We start from the raw sequence: 22,485 nt of genomic DNA, 5'->3' as shown, positions 1-22,485 counted from the left end.
TTATCGGGCTTCAATTTCTAGCATTTTAAAATCACTTTCTTGTTGTAGAACAGGAGTATGTTGACATTCAGGAGCATGGCGTGGTGCTATTTGCATAGATCCTTGATCTGCTTCCCAATTATATCTATAACCTTCCTTATTCGTTAATACAGTTCCATCTTCAAAACTACTGATCACTTTAGGCTTAATAAACATCATGATATTACGTTTTTGCCTTTGATCTATAGTTCTGCTAAATAATCCACGGATTAGAGGAACAGAACTCAATAACGGTACTCCTGTAACTACTTTTGTAGTTTTATCGCGGATATGGCCACTCATGACTAAAAAACACCCATCAGGAACTTGTAAACGTGTAGCTGCATAAGTTTTATCTGTTACTGGGGTAAGGATACCTTGAGCAGAATGCAATTCAGAAATTGTTTGTTCTATTTGCAAGGTAACAACGTTATTAGGAGCTACTGTTGAAGCAACGACAAGATTGACTCCTATATCTTCATATTCGATATTTTGTGTTACAGTTCCTGTTTCTTGGATAATTGTACTTGTTGTTTGGAACGGAATAGTTTGTCCTACAAAAAAAGAGGCTTGCTGTGTATCTTGAGCCATGATCCTTGGGTTTAGAACGATAACAGTATCACCATCCTGATCTAAAGCACTGAGTAAGCCTCCTAGTGTTAAGAAGGACTTTCCTTTATGGCTCAAAACATTACCAATAATTCCTAATCCAAAAGCTGAGGATGCGTACATCATATCGCTAATCCCCGCCAACTGGCCTGGTGTTGGTAAAGGAATAGAGGTAGGACTGGGTGTTGCAGGAGGGATAGTTGCTTGAGTAGGTTTAGATAATCCTGTATTACTTAATAGTCCTGAAGCATAGGCAACTTTTCCTTGTTCATCTCCGAGGGCTACCCATTGTACACCAAAATCCCAAGATTTTTCTAAACTGGTTTCCAAAATAAGAACTTCTATATAAACCTGCTTAGGAGGTAAATCTAAACCATTTAATAAGCTGACAACTTTATCTACATTTGCTTGGTTTCCAATAACAACTATTGAGTTGTTTACATCTAACCATTGAATACTATTTAACGTATTGATGAAATCTTCATCCATAGCTGTTGTGACATATAGGTTATACCCGATGTCTTGAATAGCTTGAGCTATGGCGGCACCATTTTGATACTTGAGCTTATACATGAAAAAGCGCAAGCTCTTAGGATTCGTGGCTCCTGCAACACCTAATGCATTTGCTGTGCTGGTCACATCATCTAAAGTATGTGCCATTTCAGGAACGTCCAAGGATTGCAATAATTGTATAGCTTTTCCTGTTAAACGAGGGGAGGAAATAACAAAAATTTTATTCGTGCCTGGCTGTATAAAAATTTGAAATGCCTCATCCTCGGCCATGGTGCCCAATACATCCTGACAATAGCTAACTAAGGCTGCAGGATTAGCATAATGCACTTCATACTCAGACATATCTACTGAGGTACCGGGTCCATCTAAAGCTGCAAGAAGTTCTCCCACTTTTTCTACGTTTCCTGCGATATCTGAAACAATGACATGGCGAGTGGCTTCTGAAGCACTTACAATGGCATCATGAGAAAGCAAAGGCTGGATAATACTAACAGCAGCTGTGGGGTTCACACTATACAAACGAAATACACGAGTAACAACTACTGCTTCACAATTGTCTCTTGCAGAGCCGTCTGTAACTACAGTGGATAATTTTGATACGCGGGGATTACGATAGATAAGAACATTATTTCCTTGCTCTACGACTTTTAAGTCGTGCATTTTTAAGACTTGCAAAAGGATCGTGGAGAGATCTTCTACTGAGGTAGGATCATGAGAAACAATGGTTACGTTGAAGTTTAAGTCATTGCTATCAAAAACAAAATTAGTCCCTGAAATTTTGCTAACAAACTGTAATAATTCTAAAACAGAAATGTCTTCGAAATTGACAGTGTAGCCATTATCTTTAAGATCTTCACATGTAATTTGCTTTCCTTTCAACGTGAGGGATTCCGTTTTATCATCATCTTTATTTGATTGGATAGCAATGGTTTCTAATTTTGTTTGTTTATCTTTAGTAGAACTTGTTTTAGCAGAATCTTTTGGAGTTTGTTTATTTTCTTCTTTTAAATTTTTTTTCTGAAGTTCTTCTACCTGCTTTTTTATGCTAAAATTTATAGCGTTTACGGCTCGTTTAGCGTATGCTTGTTTGTTTTCCCAAATACGAGCTTCTTCTGTTTGTTCTTCTCCTGAAGTTTTCTCTTCTTTTTTAGGTAAGAAACGTGCTGTTTTTTTCCCTAAAGCTGCTTGTATCTGATGGTTCTCTTTGCGTTTTTTTTCTTCTGGTCTGGTAAATCCAGAATTTTCAGAAAACCCAGGTGAAAACGTTTGCGTAGATTTTTTAAAATGACGGGATTGTATGGAAGCTTGAGGGAAACTTTTCGTGGTTGTAGGCTTTGGTGATTTTTTTACAGATGTTTGGCTAGCAATATTTTTCGGGCAAGCAGCGATATGACGATCATTATTGCTTTGGGACTGTGCTTGAGATTTCGACTCAGAATGCGGTGTTTTATTAGAATTTACACCTAATAAAATCAGGTCCAGGAAAAGTAAAAGAGAAAGTGCTCCCCACTTCCCTTTTTTTCTACTGATGACCTGTAAGATCTTTCTTCCTATGTTCGAAGTCACTATTTTCACCGGATTCTTTTTAAGCTGATAAGTGTTGAGGGACAAAGAGTTCCGTCACATTCTTCTATTATCCCATACTGTACGCTCTCTATTGGGCAGAATATAGCTGTTTGTCTCCTATCTTTCAACTCTGTGGATAAAGGACAATATAAAGATGGCTTGGGGCTGTCTGCCTGTAAAGTATGTAATATTGCTTCATCACCTATTTCCCATGCAACCTTGGTTTCCTGAATTTGTAAAGAACAAATTTTCCCTACTCCCATAGAAGTAGTAATGAAATTCTGGGGAACCTTTTTTTGCTTTTTTAACCAGAAAATAGTTTTCCCACAAGAGGTCCAAGATAGTTCTTGTTTTGCTTTAGGAATAGATACACAAATTACAGAAATCCCTGAGGTATCTATGGGGGTGTGTAGACGAATGCATTCTTTATGAACTTTCCGAATAACTACTCTTGGATTATCTTCATGTCCCCACTGATTGATGAATCCTTTAATGAGTGTTAGAGCGAGGGTATCCTTTCTTGATGGGCTGTAATAAAACCATAATTTAAACATCTCTGCACTTACAAAAGCTTCATGATATACGTAAGGAAGGGCGGGGTATCCTTGTTCATGTAGAGATGCGGATACATAATCTGGTGTTGGGATTGCCCAAGGGGATAACCACAAGCGTTGTTGTATTAATTCACCATAAGTTGTAGCAACAAGATCCTTTTGTCGTTTATCTTTGTGAATATCGTCACCATAACGATAAGCACGCAAGTCATTAAGGAAATCGGTTATAGAATCATAACGATCTTTGGGAGAGGGCTGTAAGGTTTTTGATAAAATTTTCCCTATTTTTTCAGGAATTAAAGAGAGTAATACTCTACCATAGGCTAAATTTCCTAATAGCAGTTCATAAGCAATCAATCCTAAGGAATAGATTTCTGACTGTTCGGAAATATTTTCTCCCTGTCTTTGTTCTGGACTCATATAAAAAGGTGTTCCTAAACAACCAGGATAACCATTGTCATGCAAAGCAGGGCTTCCTGCCAATCCCAAGTCAATTAATGTAATTTTACCCTGAGGAGTGATTAAAATATTTTCGGGTTTAATATCACCGTGGAGTATCCCACGACTATGTAAATATTCCAAAGCGTGTCCTAAGGACAATACGTGATCAACCGCTTGAAATAAAGAAATCCATTGTGAAAGAATATATTCACGAAGAGAAATACCTGGGATATATTCCAAAGCTATATAATAGCCTTCCGTATATTTCCCAAATTGATGTAGTTTAACTATGTTAGGATGGGAAAGCTGAGTCAGGATCTGAGCTTCTTTTAAGAATCTACGAACACATGCATTATCAGAAAGTTTCGGTTGAGTGAGAACTTTGATAGCAAAACACTGTTGTGTTCTTGTACAAAACCCTTGATATACTGCACTTCCTGATTTTTCTCTTAAAGTTCTGTAGATAGCATACTTACCTAGTTGATGAATAGGGGTTGCAGATTGGCAATCCATAGGGAGACATTACAATTATACTTGCAAGACACGGATTCCTAAAACGTCGCCTAACGAGACGATTTCCCCTCTTCCGACCTTAGTTCCATTAAGGATGAGATCAATACCTCTTACAGGATGAATTCCTGGGAATTGTAAAACACTGCCTTGTGTAATTTTTAGGAACTCTTCGACAGTTAGAGAATATCGAGCTGCTTCTGCTACTAATTTGTATTGTCCTGAAGCAGATGTAGAAAAACCACGTGAGGCTTCTTCTGGGGGTTCTTCCTGTTGCAAACTAGGATAACTTGTAACTTTAAAATCTCCTGATTTTGTATCGAGAAAACGTCCACCAAAAAACTGCTGATTTTTTATAGTGAGGAGCCCACCACTTTCTTCTGTATCGGGATCATATAAGCAACTATCCAACAAAATAAAACTTCCGGGACGGACTTGCTTCCATTCATCTTGTGAAAGTTGGCAATACCCGATTTCTACAGACAAAGTTAAAGGTAGCGGAGCAAGTTGTTGCATATCTAAGCTTTGTTCCGATCCTGACAACAATTTCCTACAGCTATCACATAAAGCATCGGAGAATAACAAACGCAAACGCAATGTTTTTCCATCTAATCCACAGGTAACATCGATGACTTCATAAGAACCTTGTATATGTTTCCCTGAGAATTTTGTATCATCAATAACTTTAATAGATAATGTAGGGATCCAAGTTAATTCTTGAATAAGTTTACAGAGTTCTGCACATAAGTAATAATGAAAGCCTAAGAGCTTATCCTTTTCATAAAAATAAGAGGCTAAACTCGTATCATTGAATACGGCAACCATGAATGCCTGGAGATCTTCTTCTGATGTAATCAAAAAGAAATCACCAGACTCCAAGGGTTGAGCAAGAAAAGACTGCACCAATACATGGACACCGAAATCTTGAATAGCTTGATCAGCAGGTAAGGAACCTCGAGATTGGATGGTTATTCCTGTTTCTTCGAGACGGAATTTTTCTCTTAACTTTCGTTCACACTCTTCTTTAGGGAACGAAGGGAGAGCAATGTGCTTCCCAGTTGTTACTAAAGAATTTAAAAAGTCATTACGAAATTTTAACCAGCTAGCACTAGGTTCCGCTACTGCAGTCATGAGAAACCACCTTTATAATTGAGCTTCTTCAATATATTGGTTTTGCTCTTGTTCTTGTTTTTGTTGTTGATCTTGTTTGTCATGGTGTTGCTCATCCTTACGATGAATTGAAGCAGCGATCATATGTAGAGGAGTTTGAACTTCTTCAATCGTAGGAAGTTGTACAACATTGGAACCAACCATAAATTCTTTTAAATTTAACTGATGTCCTTTTAAAGAAGTTACTAGATTCACCAATTGTTCAGGATTACCATTGATGACACTAACAGCTTCTTCTACTTGAGCATTATCCATGAAATTTGAGAGTTTGATAGAAAGGTCTGCTCCTGATTGAACTAAGGTTAAATTAGCTCCAGAAAAGACTTCAGGGACATTGCCTTGGCTATCTAATACTAATTCTACGAGTTGTTCTCCATTAAGTTCTGCGACAACCATAGACTCTACTGTGTTAGCAATGACTTCTTGAATCCAGGTTAGATCTGCGCTGGCCATGGTAACTGCTGTGTTTTCAACTACCATTTCACCTGCTAGAGGGGCTGCGATATCTACTAAAGCCATTCCTGCTGTGGGGTTATCCCAAGCGAAAAATTTTTCCTCTTTTTCACTATCTTCTTTAGTGCATACAGTATCTTCGATAGATTTATCCTCAGTTCCACGAGTCTCTTGGCGAGAAGCTACTTTCCCTTTATTTGAGTTTTCTTGACGTCCATGACGTGATTGTTGACGCCCTTCTAAAGAAAATACTTTCACTTCACGATTATCTTGAGGCGCTGGGCCATCATGTTGTGGTAAATGACTTTCAGTTTTACAACTGTATAAAGATTCTGTTTTATTTAATTCCATGAGTCCCCCGATTCACGTTGTTTTGTCTTTCGTAATTGATGAAGCAGCTGCCCCATTTCATCTTGCTCTTTTTCGATTTCTCTTGCTTCTTCTTTTAAAGCTTCCTTCATCCATTCTTCTTTGTGTAAACGCGTTTTTTCTTCTTCTTTTCGTCGTTTAGCTAAATTTACTTCTGCTTTTTCTAGTTCTTTAGCGGCAGCTAATACATTTTCTTTTTGTTTATTTACTTTATCTTCTTCTTCGGCAAGCTGTATAGCTACAACTTTTATATAAGCTTTTCTCTGTAAGATAGCGTCGCTTGTTGTGCCCTCGTCTAATAATTCACGTAATTGTTGAATTTTTTGCATATAATGATTTTTTACTTTATCACGGGCTACTTCTAATTCGCGTAATTTTTCTTGTTCTATTTCTAAAAGTCGTCGTTTTTCTTTAACGACTTTTTCTGCTCTATCTACACGATCTTTTTTAATTGCTAGAACAGGTTCTAATGGATATTTAGGCACGGCGTTTTAACCTAGAGTTATCGGAAAATGGCCCGCAACTGTTGCGCTGCCTCCTCATAATTTGTCTTTTCATGAATATCTTGCTTTAGGAAGCGATTTAATTTGTCTATGTGATCAATAGCAAAATCTACTTCACGATCAGATCCACGACGATATTCTCCAATACGTATGAGCATTTCATTAGCTTTATACTTCGCTAATACTTCGCGTGCTTTTCCTATGATACGGCGTTGTTCTTCAGGAACAATTGCAGTTAGCAGTCGGCTAATTGATGCCAACACATCGATAGCAGGATAATGATACGCTTGAGCTAAAGCATTAGATAAAACAATATGGCCATCTAAAATAGATTTCACTTCGTCAGCAACAGGTTCGTTCATATCATCCCCTGCAACTAATACGGTATAAAATGCCGTGATGGTTCCTTTATCTGAAGCTCCTGAACGCTCTAATAATTTTGGCAATGTAGAGAAAACAGACGGGGTGTATCCTGCTCGTGCTGGAGGTTCTCCTGCTGCCAATCCTACCTCACGTAATGCCCTAGCGAAACGTGTGACAGAATCCATCATTAGAATGACTGTTTTCCCTTGATCGCGAAAATATTCTGCTATTGCTGTACCAACATACGCTGCGTTTAATCTTAGTTGTGAGGATTGGTCTGATGTTGAAACAACAATCACAGATCGTTTCATTCCTTCTTCCCCAAGATCCCCCTCAATAAATTCACGAACTTCTCGTCCTCTTTCTCCAATGAGCGCTATAACATTAACATCAGCCTCTTCAGCATTTCTTGCGATCATTCCTAAAAGCGAAGATTTACCAACTCCTGCACCAGCAAATATCCCTATACGCTGTCCTCGAGCTACGGTGAGCACACCATCAATACAACGGACTCCTGTAGACAGAATTGTTCTTAATTTACCTCTATGAAGGGGATCTGGAGGGGCGCGAAATACGGGATAAGTTTCATTTGCATCAACTAGAGGGCCTTTTTTTTCTGTATCTATAGGTTCCCCCAAACCATTTAATACACGTCCTAAAAGCCCATTGCCTGCGCGAATATATAGGGGCATACCCGTAGGAATGACTTCTGAAGACGGGCTAACTCCTGTAAGTTCTCCCAAAGGAGACAAAAAAGCGAAATTCTGTGTAAAGCCGACGACTTCGGTGACCAGAGGCTCCATATCATAACGCTTAACCAAGCATACTTCTCCAACGCGCACGTTGGGAACAACAGCTTTGATTAACATACCAACGACTTCAATAATACGACCAACAATGGTAGTGAGATGCACATCGTTTAATTGCGACATGAGCATATTGAAGTCTGATGTCAAATTATTCATGTTAACCTAATTGCGTGGTCATTATCGTTTTTATACTACTTACTGTAGTTCCTACGATACTAGCAAACAGCTCTGCTCGTTGTGTAGCTCTTTGCACGGCATATTGTACTTTTAAAAAATCAGCTAAGCTTTCACGTTCTCCATTTCTATCAGAAAAATAAAGAAGCGCCCGATTGAGGACTTCTTCTCCTGATGAGACCCAATTAATCACTTTACGTGTAACAGATTCGTGTTTTTCATTGTCCATATTTTTCTTGACATCTTGCTGCGTATACTTAGCAATATCTACGAAGTCCTCATTAATTAAATCAATGATGATGTTCATAGCTTCAAGATGTTCGGGAGACAATGAATTTGTCTCGTGGTTTTGTACTGTAGATTGAGCATCCCAAAGGCGTTCTTTAAGATTATGCACTTGTTCTTCAAATTCTTCTGAATTTAAGGCTTCCTGTAGTTCAGAATCTATAATACTAGAATTTTGATCCTGCATCATTGCCATAGGATTTTGTTTTACATTCTCTATATTTTTATGGTGTGCATCTAAAGATGTTCCTAAAGAAAATACAGGAACTTCTTTATTTAGCTCACTTGCTAATGGGGTTCCTGAGGGCTTTTGAATAGATGCTGCTTCTTTATCAGAATCTAATTTTGGGAAAATCTGCAAAGGATCAATCATAGATAAACCAGCTGAGTTACTTAAAGTGTAAAAAGGATTAACCTAAAGGACCACTACTTTTAGCTACTAGCGTATCGTGCCAGTCTAAAACAGATTGAGCAAGCAATCTTGTAGATTCTACTTCACAGTTTTCTAAAACTTGATCGGCTAATTTTAGACAATTTTCCAAGCTCTCACGACGGACTTCAAAAGAACTTCCTTGATGTAGAACAATCATCATGTGTGTAAGAGAGAGAAAAGACTTGATACTCCAATTATCGACTTCTTTTTGAGCTAAAGCACTAAGACGCTCTTCAGCAGCAAAAATTTCCATTTTATGTAGATCAATCAACGCCAAACCTAACTCATAACCATAATGGTCAGGATTTAAAATATGTAGAGAATGAAAAAGCTTTTTAGCACTATCTTCATCACCTTGTTTAACTGCCAACATACCTGCTTCAAACAACAAAGCAAAATCTGCTTTAAATAATTCCAAATCTGCCATGATCTTTCTCTTAATTTATTAACTTCCTTTAATAGCTCTTGCCATAGTGATCATTTCTGTGTTCACCGCTGTCAAAATGTTGGATACAGCTTCCATATATTGAGATAAGATTTGCATACGAAATTGTAAATTAAACATCGTACCCAAATCGACTGTACCTTGTGTTGAGGTTTCTAGTTCTGCTAAGTATTGTTGAACGCCCTGAACGTATTTACATACGCCATTAAGCATCTCATTGAAATTAAATGCTGAGCAACTGCTCCCACTACCACTACTCATAAATTCTCCACTTATCTAGTCGATTAAACCATTTTGCGGTTGATCCGCCCGAGAACTTTCTGAAGGGCTAGATATCCTGCTAACAATGCTTGTTGTTTCTCAAAAGATTCCTTATCAGAACCTTCACGAAGAGAAGTATTCAACTTTTGCAATTTCTCCTGCACGTTCGCATTTATTTCCTGAGATGTGCGTAGATCCTGCATGTCTTTTTCTAAATCAAACAGCTGGCGTAAGGATTTATCTTCTTTAGCAGCTGTATTTTCCATATTAAACATAATGCTTCTTCCTAAAGACAAAAGAATTAATAAGCTTTAACATCAGCTATTTATTGTACTCGATTTTATATTTCAACCCTTCCCTCTCTAAAAAAATACAATGGGGTTGTATACTGGTTACTGTCATGCCATCAATAACGTCACCACGAGTTAAAATCCTACCGTTAACTACGACATTAATACTCACATCTCCATACTTTGAGTATCCTGTAACACGATAACGATTTGGATGCCGCAAATTTAAATCTATAATTCCTTCTTCTACGGGAAGAAGGACAACAAAGTTTTTTATAAGGCGCACACCAGGAATAGAGGCAATCTCCTGAACCACGGCGTGGAATTTCTCTCCGTCATCATTATTTACGTAACCTGTAAGGACAACTTCCCCATTAATGAAAGCTACTTGGATATTCGCAAATCCTGCCTGAAGCAGATGGCTTACAATAGCTTTTAACATTTGCGATTCTATAATAACTTTGTTTTCTAAAAGTGAAAGATAGTTAAAATGTATATTCAAATAGTCGGAAAGACAGACAGCTTGCTCTTCGGTTTTTAAATATCCTGTGATGACAAACTGCCCAGGCTCAGGAGAGTGCATACTGACGCCTTTAAATTCTGGCCTTTTAGACAATAGAATATTCATTTCTTGCCATACAGCTTCATCATCAATCACGTTATCATCTACAGATTTAATAAAGGATAGAGCATCCACCTTATAAAGAAGCTCGCTTTTATCTATACTATTTTTTACATGTCCTATTAAAAATAGCTGTCCATTATTTTTATTAAAGGTGTAGCGCACTGTAGGGAAGGCATGAACAACACGCTCAATATCTTCTTGAAAATCGATATTATCTATAGAAACAACTTCTTTTGTATGAAACAACGAGGCTGTTCCCACCCCAAAAAGAATTGCTAATCCACCAATAAATAATGTTAAGATAAACGATCCTGTAGGTAAAGTTGCTCGCCGACGCTTTTCTTCTTCTTCTTGTGCCGCTTGTTCTGCAAGGGCCTCTGCATCTTGGGGGCGGCCAAACAAACCATAGTCCTCAGGGGCAAACGCTGCCACTATTGTATCTGCAGGAGCCAAATTATCTATCAGCAGAAATAATGTAGTTCCTAGAGCAACAACCTGATTCGAACTTAACGTAGAACTGTGTTCTATTTTTTTTCCTTCAACAATGACGCCGTTTTTACTGCCTAGATCCTCCAACATAGCAGATCCATCACTACTGACTATGATCTTAGCATGTTGATGAGATACACTAAGGTCATTAAATACAATATCAGCAACATCAGGACTACTGCCTAAAATATAAGAGCGTCCAGTATCCAGATGAAATTCAGCACCAATATTTGCGCCTGCCAATACCTTTAACAGAAAACGAGGTGGTTGCGAAAGATCTACGGACACATTTTTTTGGGCGATGTCATCTATTTCGGCAGGGAAAATTCCTTGATCGAATCGGAAAAGATCTTGAACGTTAAAAGGAGCTAGTATGGATTTATTTGTTTTTTCTTGGGATTCTACTGACGCTGTGTCCTCTGCATTTTCACTTGTCTCTTTCTCATTTTCGTCTGTATGTTCCTCTTCTTTATCAGCACCATCTTCTTGGGAAGAGTTTGACTTTTTAGAATCCTCAGAAGACGACTCCTTCATTGACTCGGCATCTGTTTCTTTCTTGTCTATATCTTCATCTTTAGAAGTTATTGATTCAGAACTCCCCCCAGCAAGAGACTTATTTTCCGATGTCAGATTTTCATCTTGGGATTGTCTCTGATTTTCTACAGGACCTGGATTGGGTAACGGCTGCTGATTTTGATTAGGCAACGCTCCGTTTTCTTCCATAGCAACGTTCTGGGTTTGATTATTTTTTACATCCCCTGATTGAGGGTTTCCTTGTGCCTTCTCTGAATCTAAAGAAAAAGCACTCGCATTTTCCTTATCCGCATGCGTTCCATTAGGAACTTTTTCTGACTTTGCAGATGCCAAAAAAGCATCTGCAAGTTCTTGATCTGCATGAGAGACTTCTGACGATGCCCCCGAAGATTGGAGGACTGTTGCTTCTACATTTTCTCGAACAGATTCGCCTGCTTTCTTCTTATTATCGGCAGATTCTTCCAAGACATTAGCCGCACTTTCTGAAGAGAGATTAAAATCATATACAATATCATCAGCATCAAATTCATGCACAAAAAAAGAATATTCATTACTCCCAAATTGAAGGGCATCACCATGGTTTAACTGTGTGGCACCTGTGATTGCCTTCCCATTAACTAAAACTGGGAATTCTGAATTTACATTACTAATATAGTAAGCATCTTGTTCTTTTGTGATTATTAATTGAATATCGGCAAGTTGAGGATCTTCCACAGGAATATCACTTGCTGCAGCATCTTTCCCTAGGGACCAACGAGTTCCTTCTTCTAAAACAAAACTAACTCCTGACAACGGGCCTTTAATAACAACTAAACGTACACCCATGCTTCCCTACCCTTGCTGCCTATTTTCTCGTTCTGTCTTATTCAAATCCAAATCCTCAAACCAGGTTTCTGAAAAATTCATAAAACTCTCTACATAACGAGCGAAATCTTCATAAGAAACTTCTGCAGGAATTCTACGAGTCATCACCACATGTCCTTCGGAATCCAATCCTAGAGCACTACCTCCTGTTTCTCTTCCAAACAAGTTTGCTACCATCATTTGTAAATACACTTTATTGGTATCTGCAGAGGGAGCCAATTCCCCAAGGGATGCACTAAATACAATCTCATTATCCGCGTTTTCTCTGACACGAATCTTAACAAGATCGCTTATAGGCAAAACATAAGCTCCATCAGCATCAAACTCAAGGGTTGACGTTATACCAATATACGTGGCAAAATTTTTTATCAATTTCTCCAACATGCACGCTCTTACTAGTAATTAGGAATGGCTGTCTCTTTTCGTCATAATAAGACAACCCCTTTTCTAGAGTTAGCTTTTCCAGCTCTTAAAATCGAGTTATGCCAATACAAACTTTAAAAATAAAAACGATTTCTTATTTCTTTAAATAATACTATGCTCGCTTCCTTATTCATCTTTTTCACTATAAAGCACAAAAGACCCAAGAAACTCGGATGGATTTTTATTATATCTGTTATCAGTTACAACTTATCAGGACCCCAATACAAAATCCATCATAGTCAACGATGAAAGCTTAGAGTATTTTCGACAGCTGTATATGTCAAGAGATGAATTAGGTGCTAAAGAATCAAAGACTTCGATGAAAGAGATTGAATCTGCTCTGAAGATATGCAAGAGTACTTTTTTTCATAAGCTTCCCATTGTTTCCTTGCTACTAATGCTAAAAATGGTTTGTCTTTACTTGCAGAGGGTAGATATTTTTGAAGCTTTTGTCGTATACGCTCACTGATAAAGTCCATATCTAAATATGTAGCGTCTGCCGGAGCATGATATAATGCAAAGGTACGCGGAACATTGAGATCAAAAATTAAACGATTACGGACACTTGCTAGGGTTTCTGAAGACAATCCAGGAATCTCTCGAGCAGATTCTGAAGATCCAAAGAAAATCACATCATAAGAATCTTCAAAAGATAACTCATTACGTGAAATAGTATTATAAGATATGGAACGTTTTTTACGAGAACAAAAAGTTAAATTATGATAACCCCGAGCTTTTAATCCACGTGCTATTTTTCGATTAATTACAGAGTAGCCAATAAATAGAAATGCATTTTCCTTAGACTTATTACATTCCAATATAATTTCTTCTACAGTAGATTCCATAATATCTTTAGGATGTGATATAACTAGCTGTGCACGAAATCCTTTCCCTTCTTTTAAAGCTTTTTGAAATAGAAAATGTAAAGTAGACGGCAAATCACGTTCTGCTTTTGCCTTCATATATGCTCGCTTTACTTGTCCTTGAATTTCTGTTTCCCCAAAAATCAAGCTATCCATGCCGCTGGTTACCGTAAATAAATGTCGAAAACACACAAATCCTTGATAACAATATGGTGTTACTCCAGCCACTTCAAAAATAAGCGCTGTTAACTCTGGAATGATTTCATGATCCGTTGGAGAGAAAAAATACATTTCTGCACGTTGACAAGTAAGCAACAAAATAAACGACCCTTTCTCGCCTAAAAAACGCTGTCCTAATAAGGGATTTGTTTCAAATTCCTTGAAAAAATGGATAACTGCCTCTCGTTCTTCCAAAGCAGCTTCTCGAAAACTAACGCCAATAATTCCTAAAACCATAAGCACGTTATAATTATTTATTCAAATACTTGAAACTACAAAGCAAGGATTCTTGTCTTGCATGCGGAACATGAAAGTCAGCCAGCTATATAACTCAAGATAAAATTAGATACCACCTATTTTCCTTACATCTTTTTTAATTTCAGAACTTTTAGGACAAAATTAAATCTGTTCCTTTTACAAAAATAAAAGAATTAAACAAACGAGAATTACCGTGTAGACTAATGAATAAATTGGATCACTTGTAAGTGAGAGACTCTATATATTTTACTATGAAAATAACTATGAGTTTCCACTCTTTTACATGAAAAATATAGCTCTACCTTGATCGAGAAACGAAAATATCGTAATCTGGAGATCTTTGCAAAAAGACAAATACTTTTTTATAAAAAGAAAACAATAAAATGACCAAGTCTCTATTGCAATCCATAATATAGAGATAGTCACTCGTTCTACAAATTTACTGTACTTCTTAAGACTTAAGAAATTTCTATGGCACCCTATACTGAAGCTAGCATTGTTTCTCTAGCATCTTTGGATCATATTCGTTTACGTGCAGGCATGTACATAGGTAGATTGGGGGATGGATCACAGGCTGAAGACGGTATCTATACTTTATTTAAAGAAGTTATGGATAATGCTGTTGACGAATTTATTATGGGTTACGGTGATATTATCACCGTTACAACGAATGCGCATTCAGTAACTATTCACGACTTAGGTCGAGGAATCCCCTTAGGGAAAATGATCGATTGTGTATCCAAAATTAACACTGGAGCTAAATATACCCAAGATGTCTTTCACTTCTCTGTAGGTCTCAATGGCGTAGGATTAAAAGCTGTCAACGCGCTATCTGAAAAATTCATAGTCCGTTCCGTAAGAAAAAGAAAATATCACTATGCCATGTTCTGTAGAGGAGTCTTACAAGATGTACGCCAAGGATCTACAAAAGACCCAGATGGTACAGAAATCACTTTTTCCCCCGATCCAACAATCTTTCATGAGTTTGCTTTTAATCAAGAGTTTTTAAAACAAAAAATTCGACGTTATACTTATTTACACCCTGGATTACAAATTTCCTTCAATGAAAAGACATTCGTATCTAAAGGAGGTCTTCTAGATCTATTAAATGAAGAAATTTCTGATAATCCACTCTATCCTCCTCTTGCTTTCCATCATTCTACGTTATCTTTTCTTTTCACTCATATAGAAGCTCACAATGAACGTTATTTCTCTTTTGTAAATGGTCAAGAAACCATTGATGGAGGAACACATCTGACTGCATTTAAAGAAGGTATCGTTAAAGGTATTAATGACTATTTTAATAAAAATTTCATAAGTAATGATATTCGTGAGGGATTAGTCGGTTGTATTGCTATAAAAATTGCCTCTCCTATTTTTGAGTCACAAACTAAAAATAAACTAGGCAATACACAAATTCGCGCGAACATCATCAAAGATGTAAAGACTGCAATTATTCAAGAATTAAAAAAACATCCTTCTTCTGCTGAACGACTCTTAGAAAAAATCAAGCTTAATGAAAAGACTAGAAAAAACATGCAATTCATTAAGCAAGAACTTAAAGAAAAACAAAAAAAGACTCCATTATAAAATCCCCAAGCTACGAGACTGTAAGTTTCATTATATGGAACATTCTCTGTATGGAGAAGCATCTTCCATCTTTATCACAGAAGGAGAATCTGCTTCTGCTTCAATATTAGCTTCAAGAGATCCTCTGACCCAAGCTGTATTTGCTCTTAGAGGGAAACCTTTGAACGTGTTTTCTGTGGAAGAAGAAAAGATATATAAAAACAATGAGCTATTTTATCTTGCTACTGCTTTAGGAATCACTAAAAACAATTCTCGAAATTTACGTTATAATCGGATTATTTTAGCAACGGACGCTGATGTCGATGGAATGCACATTCGTAATTTACTCATTACCTTTTTCCTTAAGACCTTTCTTCCTGTTGTTGAGAATAACCACTTATTTATACTAGAAACTCCTTTATTCAAAATTCGTTATAAAGACACAACGCAATACTGTTATTCTGAGCAGGAAAAGCTTCAGGTTATTCAACAATTCAGAAAAAAAGAAACTTCTTTAGAAATAACACGATTTAAAGGACTAGGAGAAATTTCTCCTAATGAATTTAAAGCTTTTATCGGTACAGATATGCGCCTAACTCCCGTGACTATTACCTCTCAAGAATCCGTAAATTCTTTACTACAATTTTACATGGGGAAAAACACTAAAGAACGTAAACAATTTATTATGGATAATCTTATCACCCATTTTTAGTTTATGCACGACATCTCTCATCTTTTTAAAAACCATTTTATGCATTACGCATCTTATGTAATTTTAGAAAGAGCTATTCCTCACATTCTAGATGGTTTAAAACCTGTACAACGTCGATTGTTATGGACCTTATTCCAAATGGACGATGGGAAAATGCACAAAGTTGCGAATATTGCTGGCAGAACAATGGCATTGCATCCCCATGGAGATGCTCCTATCGTTGAAGCTCTTGTTGTCTTAGCTAATAAAGGATATTTGCTTGATACTCAAGGTAATTTCGGGAATCCTCTTACTGGAGATCCTCATGCAGCGGCACGTTATATTGAAGCTCGATTAAGCCCTTTAGCAAAAGAAATTCTTTTTAATACGGATCTCATGTCCTTCCACGATTCTTATGATGGAAGAGAGCAAGAGCCGGATATCCTGCCTGCAAAACTTCCTTTATTATTATTGCATGGCGCCGAGGGTATTGCTGTTGGCATGACGACAAAGATTTTCCCTCATAACTTATGTGAAATTCTAGAAGCACAAATAGCTATTTTAAATAATCGTCCATTTGCTCTTCTTCCTGATTTCTTATCCGGAGGAATCATGGATGCCTCAGAATATCATGATGGTCTAGGTTCTATAACATTGTACGCCGCCATTCAAACTGTAAACGATAAAACACTTATTATCAAAGAAATCTGCCCCTCAACAACCACGGAAACACTAATTCGTTCTATTGAACATGCAGCAAAACGTGGTGTGATCAAAATAGATTCCATTCAAGATTTTTCTACAAGCGTACCTCATATAGAAATTAAACTTGCTAAAGGTATACATGCTAAGGAAGCTATAGAAGCTTTGTTCCAACATACAGAATGTCGAGTAATTCTCACGTCGAAGCCCACAGCAATTTATAATAATACGCCTAGAGAAACCTCAATTTCTGAAATTTTAAAGCTCCACACAGAAACCTTAATGGGTTATTTACAAAAAGAATTACATATTCTTCGAGAAGCACTTTCTCAAGAATACTATCATAAAACTTTAGAGTATATTTTCATTAAATACCGGTTGTACGATGAGGTTCGAGAACATCTTGCGCAACTAGGAAAGAAAATTTCCCCGGAAGATTTACATAATACTGTAGTTTCTTCCTTAGCACCCTTTCTTCCTAGTTATAACTACGGTCCTCCTAGCAAAGCAACCACCTCACAACTAGCATCATTAACTATTAAAAAAATCCTCTGTTTTAACGAGGATCATTATACTAAAGATTTAGCCAACTTAGAAAAAAAACAAGCTGCTGTAGAGAAAAATCTCAGCAATATGAAGAAATTCACCATAAAATATTTGAAAGATTTTTTAGAAAAATACAGACATTTAGGAACGAGAAAAACACAAATTTTATCTTCCTCTTTAAAAAAGCAAGCTTTTCTACAACAGAAAGTTGTTTGTAAATAAAACAATCGAAAAGCATATTTTCTAATACAAGGGACTTGTATAACATAGAAAATAACTCTTCATCGTAGTAAAATGCATAATATAGGCTTAAACATAAACGATGGTTAGGGTATGGAACCACGCTACATCAATACTGAAGGTATAGAAGTACAACGACCATCTCCTGTACATGAAGCCTCTCCTGACTACTTTGCCCCTTCGAATATGACGTTTGAAGGACCTGTACGTACATTAGATCAATTACGTCTGGCCCTAATTCAAAAAAATGGGAAAAGAAAAAGGTGAAGAAATGTACAATAGCTTCATTCAATCTATTTTAATTTCTTCATTTGGCAACATCCATAAAGAAATGGATCGCGCGCAAAAAGCATCTAAAAAAAATGCGTTCTATATATAAAGAATAGTATGGCACCAAGCTATTTTTTAGCTCTTCCTCTGCAAGAAGCGGTATTCTTGCGTTTTATGAGCTCTGCCCCTCGTTGGTCCCTATTTATTAATAATCCTTTGTACTTGTTCTTAATTTCTTACCAAAGAAATCGTTATCTTGCCAAAGAACTCCACAAATTTCCTTACACTATACAAGAATGGGAAAAACACATTCGCCATGTTACTAGTCTATTACAACATACCTTCTTGTGTGATGATGTTTCTTCTCTTACTTTTTTAGCATGTGAGAACTTTCAATATATTTCTCTTCCATCTTAGAAAAAATTTTAATTACAATTAGAAGGCAATTTTTACTGTAATTAGCTTAATGTTTTAAAAACAAAAGATTTTCTATTTTTTCTAGAATCATAAGTTTTTTTATTTTAAAATCTTAAAACAAAAACTTTATAAATGAAATCTATCTGTTTTACTGTTGACGAAACTAATGCTAACCGCCTGGATAAATTCTTAGTTTCTCAACAAGGACAATATTCAAGAACTTTTTATCAGCAACACATTGCTAACCAATGTGTTCAAGTAAATGGACGTGTACAAACTAAAGCATCTACACAAGTAGTGGCTGGGGACTCTGTAATTATTACTCTTTCTGAAAAAGAAGAGATGCATCAGCTTACCCCTGAAGCTATTCCCCTAGATAAAGTGTATGAAGATGATCAGATTTTAGTAATTAATAAGCCTCGCAATATGGTTGTACATCCTGCTCCAGGGCATGCCGACTCCACTGTTGTACACGCCTTACTTCATGAAATTGGAGAAAGACTAAAACAAGAATTTCCCGAAGATCCCTGGCGACCTGGAATTATTCACCGACTAGATAAAGATACTTCAGGATTATTAATTACTGCAAAAACACGTCAAGCAAAAGCTATTTATAGTGAATTATTCTCAAGGAAACAGATAAAAAAAATTTACGTCGCTATTTGCATAGGGAAACCAACAAATACAACCATCCGTACAAAATTGTCTCGTCATCCCATTAAAAGAAAAGAAATCACTATTTCTACCTCTGGGAAAGAGGCTGTTACTCATTGTGAGGTATTAACTTATAATGGAAAACTTAGTCTTGTTCTCTTGTATCCAGAAACAGGGCGTACTCATCAACTTAGAGTACATATGAAGTACTTAAATACACCTATTTTAGGAGATCCTATTTATGGATCTAAATCTATAAACACAAGTTACAATCTTGACAAACAACAATTACATGCCTATAGCCTAGAATTTATTCATCCACAAACTTATGAGCCCTTAAAACTAACTACTCCGCTGCCTTGTGATATGAGACTCTTAATAAAGAAAGAATTTCAAGATACTAATATAAATACTAACAAGCAATTGTTTGATTTTATTAAATAAAAACTAATAATTAGTTTGATTATTTTTACATACAAACTAGAATTAAATTAATTAGAGTTCGATTTTTTCCGATCTCCTGCAGACAGCGAAAATTTAGTTATAGGATGACCTTATGAAAGAATTTTTAGCCTACATTATTAAAAACCTCGTAGATCGCCCTGACGAAGTGCATATTAAAGAAGTACAAGGAACGCATACTATTATCTACGAATTGACAGTCGCCAAACCCGATATAGGCAAAATTATAGGTAAAGAAGGCCGAACAATCAAAGCCATACGTACTTTACTTGTTTCCGTAGCCAGTAGAAACAATGTGAAAGTCAGCCTAGAAATTATGGAAGATAATTAAGCCAAACAAAATACACCTTTTCCTCATCCTGCGGAAATTCCGCAGGCAAGGGTGAATTTTAAAACCAATAAAAATCGGACCGAGCAGGATTCGAACCTGCGACCATTCGCTTAGAAGGCGAATGCTCTATCCTCTGAGCTATCGGTCCAGATTCACACAGAAATTTGAATAAAGAAAACGTCTTAATATAAAAAACTTTGGACTTAGTATAAATCTAAGTCTAAAAAAGTCAATTTAAGACTCATTTTCATTCATGTTCCTCAAGGAGCATTAACTAAATCCTCTGTAGACTTGTTTCACATAAACCTCTATAGTGGCTTTTTATTAACGATTAAGAGTAAAAGATAATGTTCTCAAATAAAATGATTCTCATTGCCGGTCCCTGTGTTATAGAAGAAGAGAGAACTACAATAGAAATTGCGAGGAAAATTCAAGAAATAGTCACTCCCTATGCCGACCGTATTCATTGGATATTTAAAAGTAGCTATGATAAAGCTAACCGTTCCTCCATACACTCATATCGAGGCCCTGGGATCACAAAAGGCCTGAAAGTCCTATCGAATATTAAAGAAACTCTAAATGTAGAAATCCTGACAGATGTTCACTCTCCAGACGAAGCACGCGAAGCAGCTCAAGTCTGTGATATTCTGCAAATCCCTGCATTTTTATGCCGCCAAACTGATTTACTCATTGCTGCAGGAGAGACACAAGCAACTATCAATATTAAAAAAGGGCAATTCCTGTCTCCTTGGGATCTCCACGGCCCTATTGAAAAAATCCTCTCGACAGGAAATAAAAATATTATACTCACAGAAAGAGGATTTTCTTTTGGTTATAACAATCTGATTTCAGATATGCGAGCTATTCCTGTGCTAGCACGTCATGGTTTCCCTGTCCTTTTTGACGGAACACACTCTGTACAACTTCCTGGAGGGCTACAAACAGAAAGTGGAGGACAAACGGAATTTATTCCTACATTAACGCGAGCAGCCTTAGCAGCAGGTGCTCACGGTCTTTTCATTGAGGTACATGCTGACCCATCTTCAGCAAAAAGCGATGCCGCTTCTATGCTATCTCTAGATGCTTTTGCTGAACTAATCTCCACATGGGATCAACTGTACTCTTGTGTATGTTCATTTACTTCGGCATTAGTATGACGAAATTTTGGTTTTATGGTTTACTTTGCTCTCTAGGAATCTTAGGAATTGCATGTTCCACCATGATTGCTATCATTAAAGTAGATAGCATTTGCGACGTTTCCTGTATGAATAAGCATTTTGATACTACTCCTCCTTTCCTCAAGATTAAGAAACTAGGCATTCAGAAACAGATTACCTCACCAGAAAGAAGATTTTTCAATTGCCACGTAGATAAATCTTGTATGGAGTTACATTTAGCTGATACCAACTATGTTTGTAAGGAAGCTTTATCTAAACTCTCCGGCCATATCTACACTCAAGACTTAGATAAGTTAATGACATTTCAAGGTAAAGGAGGAGTATTAAATTACCAAGATTGTTCACTAAATATTTATGATTGTTATTTTCACGTAGATCCCATCCATCCGGATCCGCAAGGATCTGATGAAAGAGTCGAAGGGGGTATGAAAACTCTGTCGTTATTTTTACTCAAAAAATAGGTAGCTATGCCCGTACTTTCTGTATGTAACTTAGTAAAAAAATATAATAAAAAACCTGTTACAAATGATGTTTCTTTTGAAGTGAATTCAGGAGAAGTTGTCGGGCTTTTGGGACCTAATGGTGCGGGAAAAACAACAGCTTTCTATCTTACTGTAGGATTAATCCGTCCCGATTCGGGAAAGATTATCTTTAAAAATACTGATGTCACTAAAAAAACGATGGATTATCGAGCGAGACTAGGAATTGGTTATCTACCTCAAGAACCTACAATATTTAAAGATCTTACAGTAAAAGAAAACCTGATCTGTATCCTAGAAATCATCTATAAAGCAAGAAAACAACAATCGCACTTACTCGAAACATTGATAGATGATCTCCAATTATCTTCATGTATTAATAAAAAAGCTGGAACTCTTTCGGGAGGAGAACGTCGGAGACTCGAAATTGCCTGTGTGCTAGCACTTAACCCCAGTGTGCTTCTTCTAGATGAGCCTTTTGCTAATGTAGATCCTCTTGTAATTCAAAATGTAAAATACTTAATCAAAATTCTATCCAGTCGTGGGATTGGTATTCTCATTACAGATCATAATGCTAAGGAGCTTCTCTCCATAGCGGATCGTTGTTATCTCATCATTGATGGAAAAATTTTCTTTGAAGGCTCCTCATCACAAATGATTGCTAATCCCATGGTAAAGCAACACTATCTCGGCGATTCTTTTTCCTATTAATCTAAGAATTCATCCTCAGTGAGTACTTCTTTAGCAATTGCCTTAATAGTAACTAATCCTTCTGGAAACCCAATATCACACAATAACGTATGTACGTAATGTAGTTCTGTAAGCAACTGATCATTAATAGATTCTAAACGAGCTAGCTCTTTTTGAATATATGGTATAGACATGATTTCCTCGTAAATTTCCTG

At 36.7% G+C, this 22,485-nt stretch carries 21 protein-coding genes, 1 tRNA gene and 2 pseudogenes; 9 read left to right on the top strand and 15 right to left on the bottom strand.

What is annotated here, in order from left to right; genetic code table 11:
- From RT28_RS04030 to hemA, 13 genes are all read right to left on the bottom strand, one after another.
- Complete coding sequence (locus RT28_RS04030; protein ID WP_038501073.1) at nt 1-2,715, bottom strand: secretin N-terminal domain-containing protein; 2,715 nt, start codon at nt 2,713-2,715, stop codon at nt 1-3.
- Nucleotides 2,712-4,214 (bottom strand): serine/threonine protein kinase, encoded by a 1,503-nt coding sequence (locus tag RT28_RS04025; RefSeq protein WP_038501070.1) that lies wholly within the window; start codon nt 4,212-4,214, stop codon nt 2,712-2,714. The genes RT28_RS04030 and RT28_RS04025 overlap by 4 nt, the downstream gene beginning before the upstream one ends.
- Nucleotides 4,215-4,229: 15 nt before the next feature.
- Nucleotides 4,230-5,342 carry a type III secretion system cytoplasmic ring protein SctQ gene (gene sctQ / locus RT28_RS04020; protein ID WP_038501067.1) on the bottom strand — a complete coding sequence of 371 codons (1,113 nt, stop codon included), beginning with the start codon at nt 5,340-5,342 and terminating at the stop codon, nt 4,230-4,232.
- Nucleotides 5,343-5,354: 12 nt separating this feature from the next.
- Nucleotides 5,355-6,185, bottom strand: a complete 831-nt coding sequence (locus RT28_RS04015; protein WP_038501064.1) for a DUF5421 family protein — start codon at nt 6,183-6,185, stop codon at nt 5,355-5,357.
- On the bottom strand, nt 6,176-6,688 hold the full coding sequence (locus RT28_RS04010; RefSeq protein WP_020355739.1) for a hypothetical protein: 513 nt from the start codon (nt 6,686-6,688) through the stop codon (nt 6,176-6,178). The genes RT28_RS04015 and RT28_RS04010 overlap by 10 nt, the downstream gene beginning before the upstream one ends.
- A 17-nt stretch (nt 6,689-6,705) precedes the next feature.
- Nucleotides 6,706-8,034: a type III secretion system ATPase SctN gene (gene sctN / locus RT28_RS04005; protein WP_038501061.1), complete on the bottom strand. Its 1,329-nt coding sequence runs from the start codon at nt 8,032-8,034 to the stop codon at nt 6,706-6,708.
- 1 nt (nt 8,035) lies between these two features.
- Nucleotides 8,036-8,710: a CT668 family type III secretion system protein gene (locus RT28_RS04000; RefSeq protein ID WP_038501058.1), complete on the bottom strand. Its 675-nt coding sequence runs from the start codon at nt 8,708-8,710 to the stop codon at nt 8,036-8,038.
- A gap of 37 nt (nt 8,711-8,747) precedes the next feature.
- Entirely contained in the window at nt 8,748-9,197 is a 450-nt protein-coding gene (locus RT28_RS03995; RefSeq protein WP_020355736.1) for a CdsG family type III secretion system protein, read from the bottom strand.
- Between the two features lie 18 nt (nt 9,198-9,215).
- Entirely contained in the window at nt 9,216-9,476 is a 261-nt protein-coding gene (locus RT28_RS03990; protein WP_020355735.1) for a DUF5407 family protein, read from the bottom strand.
- Nucleotides 9,477-9,499: 23 nt separating this feature from the next.
- Nucleotides 9,500-9,751 (bottom strand): DUF5398 family protein, encoded by a 252-nt coding sequence (locus tag RT28_RS03985; protein ID WP_020355734.1) that lies wholly within the window; start codon nt 9,749-9,751, stop codon nt 9,500-9,502.
- A gap of 46 nt (nt 9,752-9,797) precedes the next feature.
- Nucleotides 9,798-12,239: a type III secretion system inner membrane ring subunit SctD gene (gene sctD, locus RT28_RS03980; RefSeq protein ID WP_038501055.1), complete on the bottom strand. Its 2,442-nt coding sequence runs from the start codon at nt 12,237-12,239 to the stop codon at nt 9,798-9,800.
- A 6-nt stretch (nt 12,240-12,245) separates the two neighbouring features.
- Complete coding sequence (locus tag RT28_RS03975; RefSeq protein WP_038501052.1) at nt 12,246-12,662, bottom strand: CesT family type III secretion system chaperone; 417 nt, start codon at nt 12,660-12,662, stop codon at nt 12,246-12,248.
- Nucleotides 12,663-13,000: 338 nt separating this feature from the next.
- A complete protein-coding gene (hemA, locus tag RT28_RS03970) occupies nt 13,001-14,020 on the bottom strand; it encodes a hypothetical protein (protein ID WP_038501049.1) in 1,020 nt (339 codons plus the stop codon).
- A gap of 492 nt (nt 14,021-14,512) precedes the next feature.
- On the opposite strand from hemA, the pseudogene RT28_RS03965 reads away from it, so the two are divergent.
- The 6 genes and pseudogenes from RT28_RS03965 (at nt 14,513) to RT28_RS03940 (ending at nt 19,923) form a co-directional block, all read left to right on the top strand.
- Nucleotides 14,513-16,322: pseudogene (locus RT28_RS03965) on the top strand (DNA topoisomerase IV subunit B).
- Between the two features lie 3 nt (nt 16,323-16,325).
- Nucleotides 16,326-17,771, top strand: a complete 1,446-nt coding sequence (locus RT28_RS03960; RefSeq protein ID WP_038501046.1) for a DNA gyrase subunit A — start codon at nt 16,326-16,328, stop codon at nt 17,769-17,771.
- A gap of 111 nt (nt 17,772-17,882) precedes the next feature.
- Nucleotides 17,883-18,175: pseudogene (locus tag RT28_RS03955) on the top strand (CT656 family putative T3SS effector).
- Between the two features lies 1 nt (nt 18,176).
- Nucleotides 18,177-18,476, top strand: coding sequence for a hypothetical protein (locus tag RT28_RS03950; protein WP_020355727.1), 300 nt, complete (start codon nt 18,177-18,179; stop codon nt 18,474-18,476).
- A 132-nt stretch (nt 18,477-18,608) separates the two neighbouring features.
- Entirely contained in the window at nt 18,609-19,574 is a 966-nt protein-coding gene (locus tag RT28_RS03945) for an RluA family pseudouridine synthase (RefSeq protein ID WP_038501043.1), read from the top strand.
- Between the two features lie 112 nt (nt 19,575-19,686).
- Nucleotides 19,687-19,923, top strand: coding sequence for a KH domain-containing protein (locus tag RT28_RS03940; RefSeq protein ID WP_020355725.1), 237 nt, complete (start codon nt 19,687-19,689; stop codon nt 19,921-19,923).
- Nucleotides 19,924-19,998: 75 nt separating this feature from the next.
- Here the strand turns inward: RT28_RS03940 and RT28_RS03935 are convergent.
- Nucleotides 19,999-20,071 (bottom strand) — tRNA-Arg (locus RT28_RS03935).
- A 199-nt stretch (nt 20,072-20,270) separates the two neighbouring features.
- Between RT28_RS03935 and kdsA the strand changes: the two genes are divergently transcribed.
- Genes kdsA through lptB form a run of 3 tightly spaced genes read left to right on the top strand, consistent with a single transcriptional unit; the run spans nt 20,271 to nt 22,291 of the window.
- Nucleotides 20,271-21,080, top strand: a complete 810-nt coding sequence (gene kdsA, locus RT28_RS03930) for a 3-deoxy-8-phosphooctulonate synthase (protein ID WP_020355724.1) — start codon at nt 20,271-20,273, stop codon at nt 21,078-21,080.
- Nucleotides 21,077-21,562, top strand: a complete 486-nt coding sequence (locus tag RT28_RS03925) for a DUF1137 domain-containing protein (RefSeq protein WP_020355723.1) — start codon at nt 21,077-21,079, stop codon at nt 21,560-21,562. The genes kdsA and RT28_RS03925 overlap by 4 nt, the downstream gene beginning before the upstream one ends.
- A 6-nt stretch (nt 21,563-21,568) precedes the next feature.
- On the top strand, nt 21,569-22,291 hold the full coding sequence (lptB, locus tag RT28_RS03920) for an LPS export ABC transporter ATP-binding protein (protein WP_038501039.1): 723 nt from the start codon (nt 21,569-21,571) through the stop codon (nt 22,289-22,291).
- Here the strand turns inward: lptB and RT28_RS04915 are convergent.
- The gene (locus tag RT28_RS04915) at nt 22,288-22,464 is read right to left on the bottom strand and encodes a hypothetical protein (protein ID WP_020355721.1); all 177 of its coding nucleotides are present in this window, start codon (nt 22,462-22,464) and stop codon (nt 22,288-22,290) included. The two genes, lptB and RT28_RS04915, sit on opposite strands and share 4 nt — an antisense overlap.
- Nucleotides 22,465-22,485 lie beyond the last annotated feature (21 nt).

The organism is Chlamydia avium 10DC88 (assembly GCF_000583875.1).
GTDB classification, from domain to species: Bacteria; Chlamydiota; Chlamydiia; order Chlamydiales; family Chlamydiaceae; genus Chlamydia; species Chlamydia avium.
The sequence above is the reverse complement of the archived record's forward strand: the minus strand, read 5'-3'. Positions and strand labels throughout refer to the sequence as shown.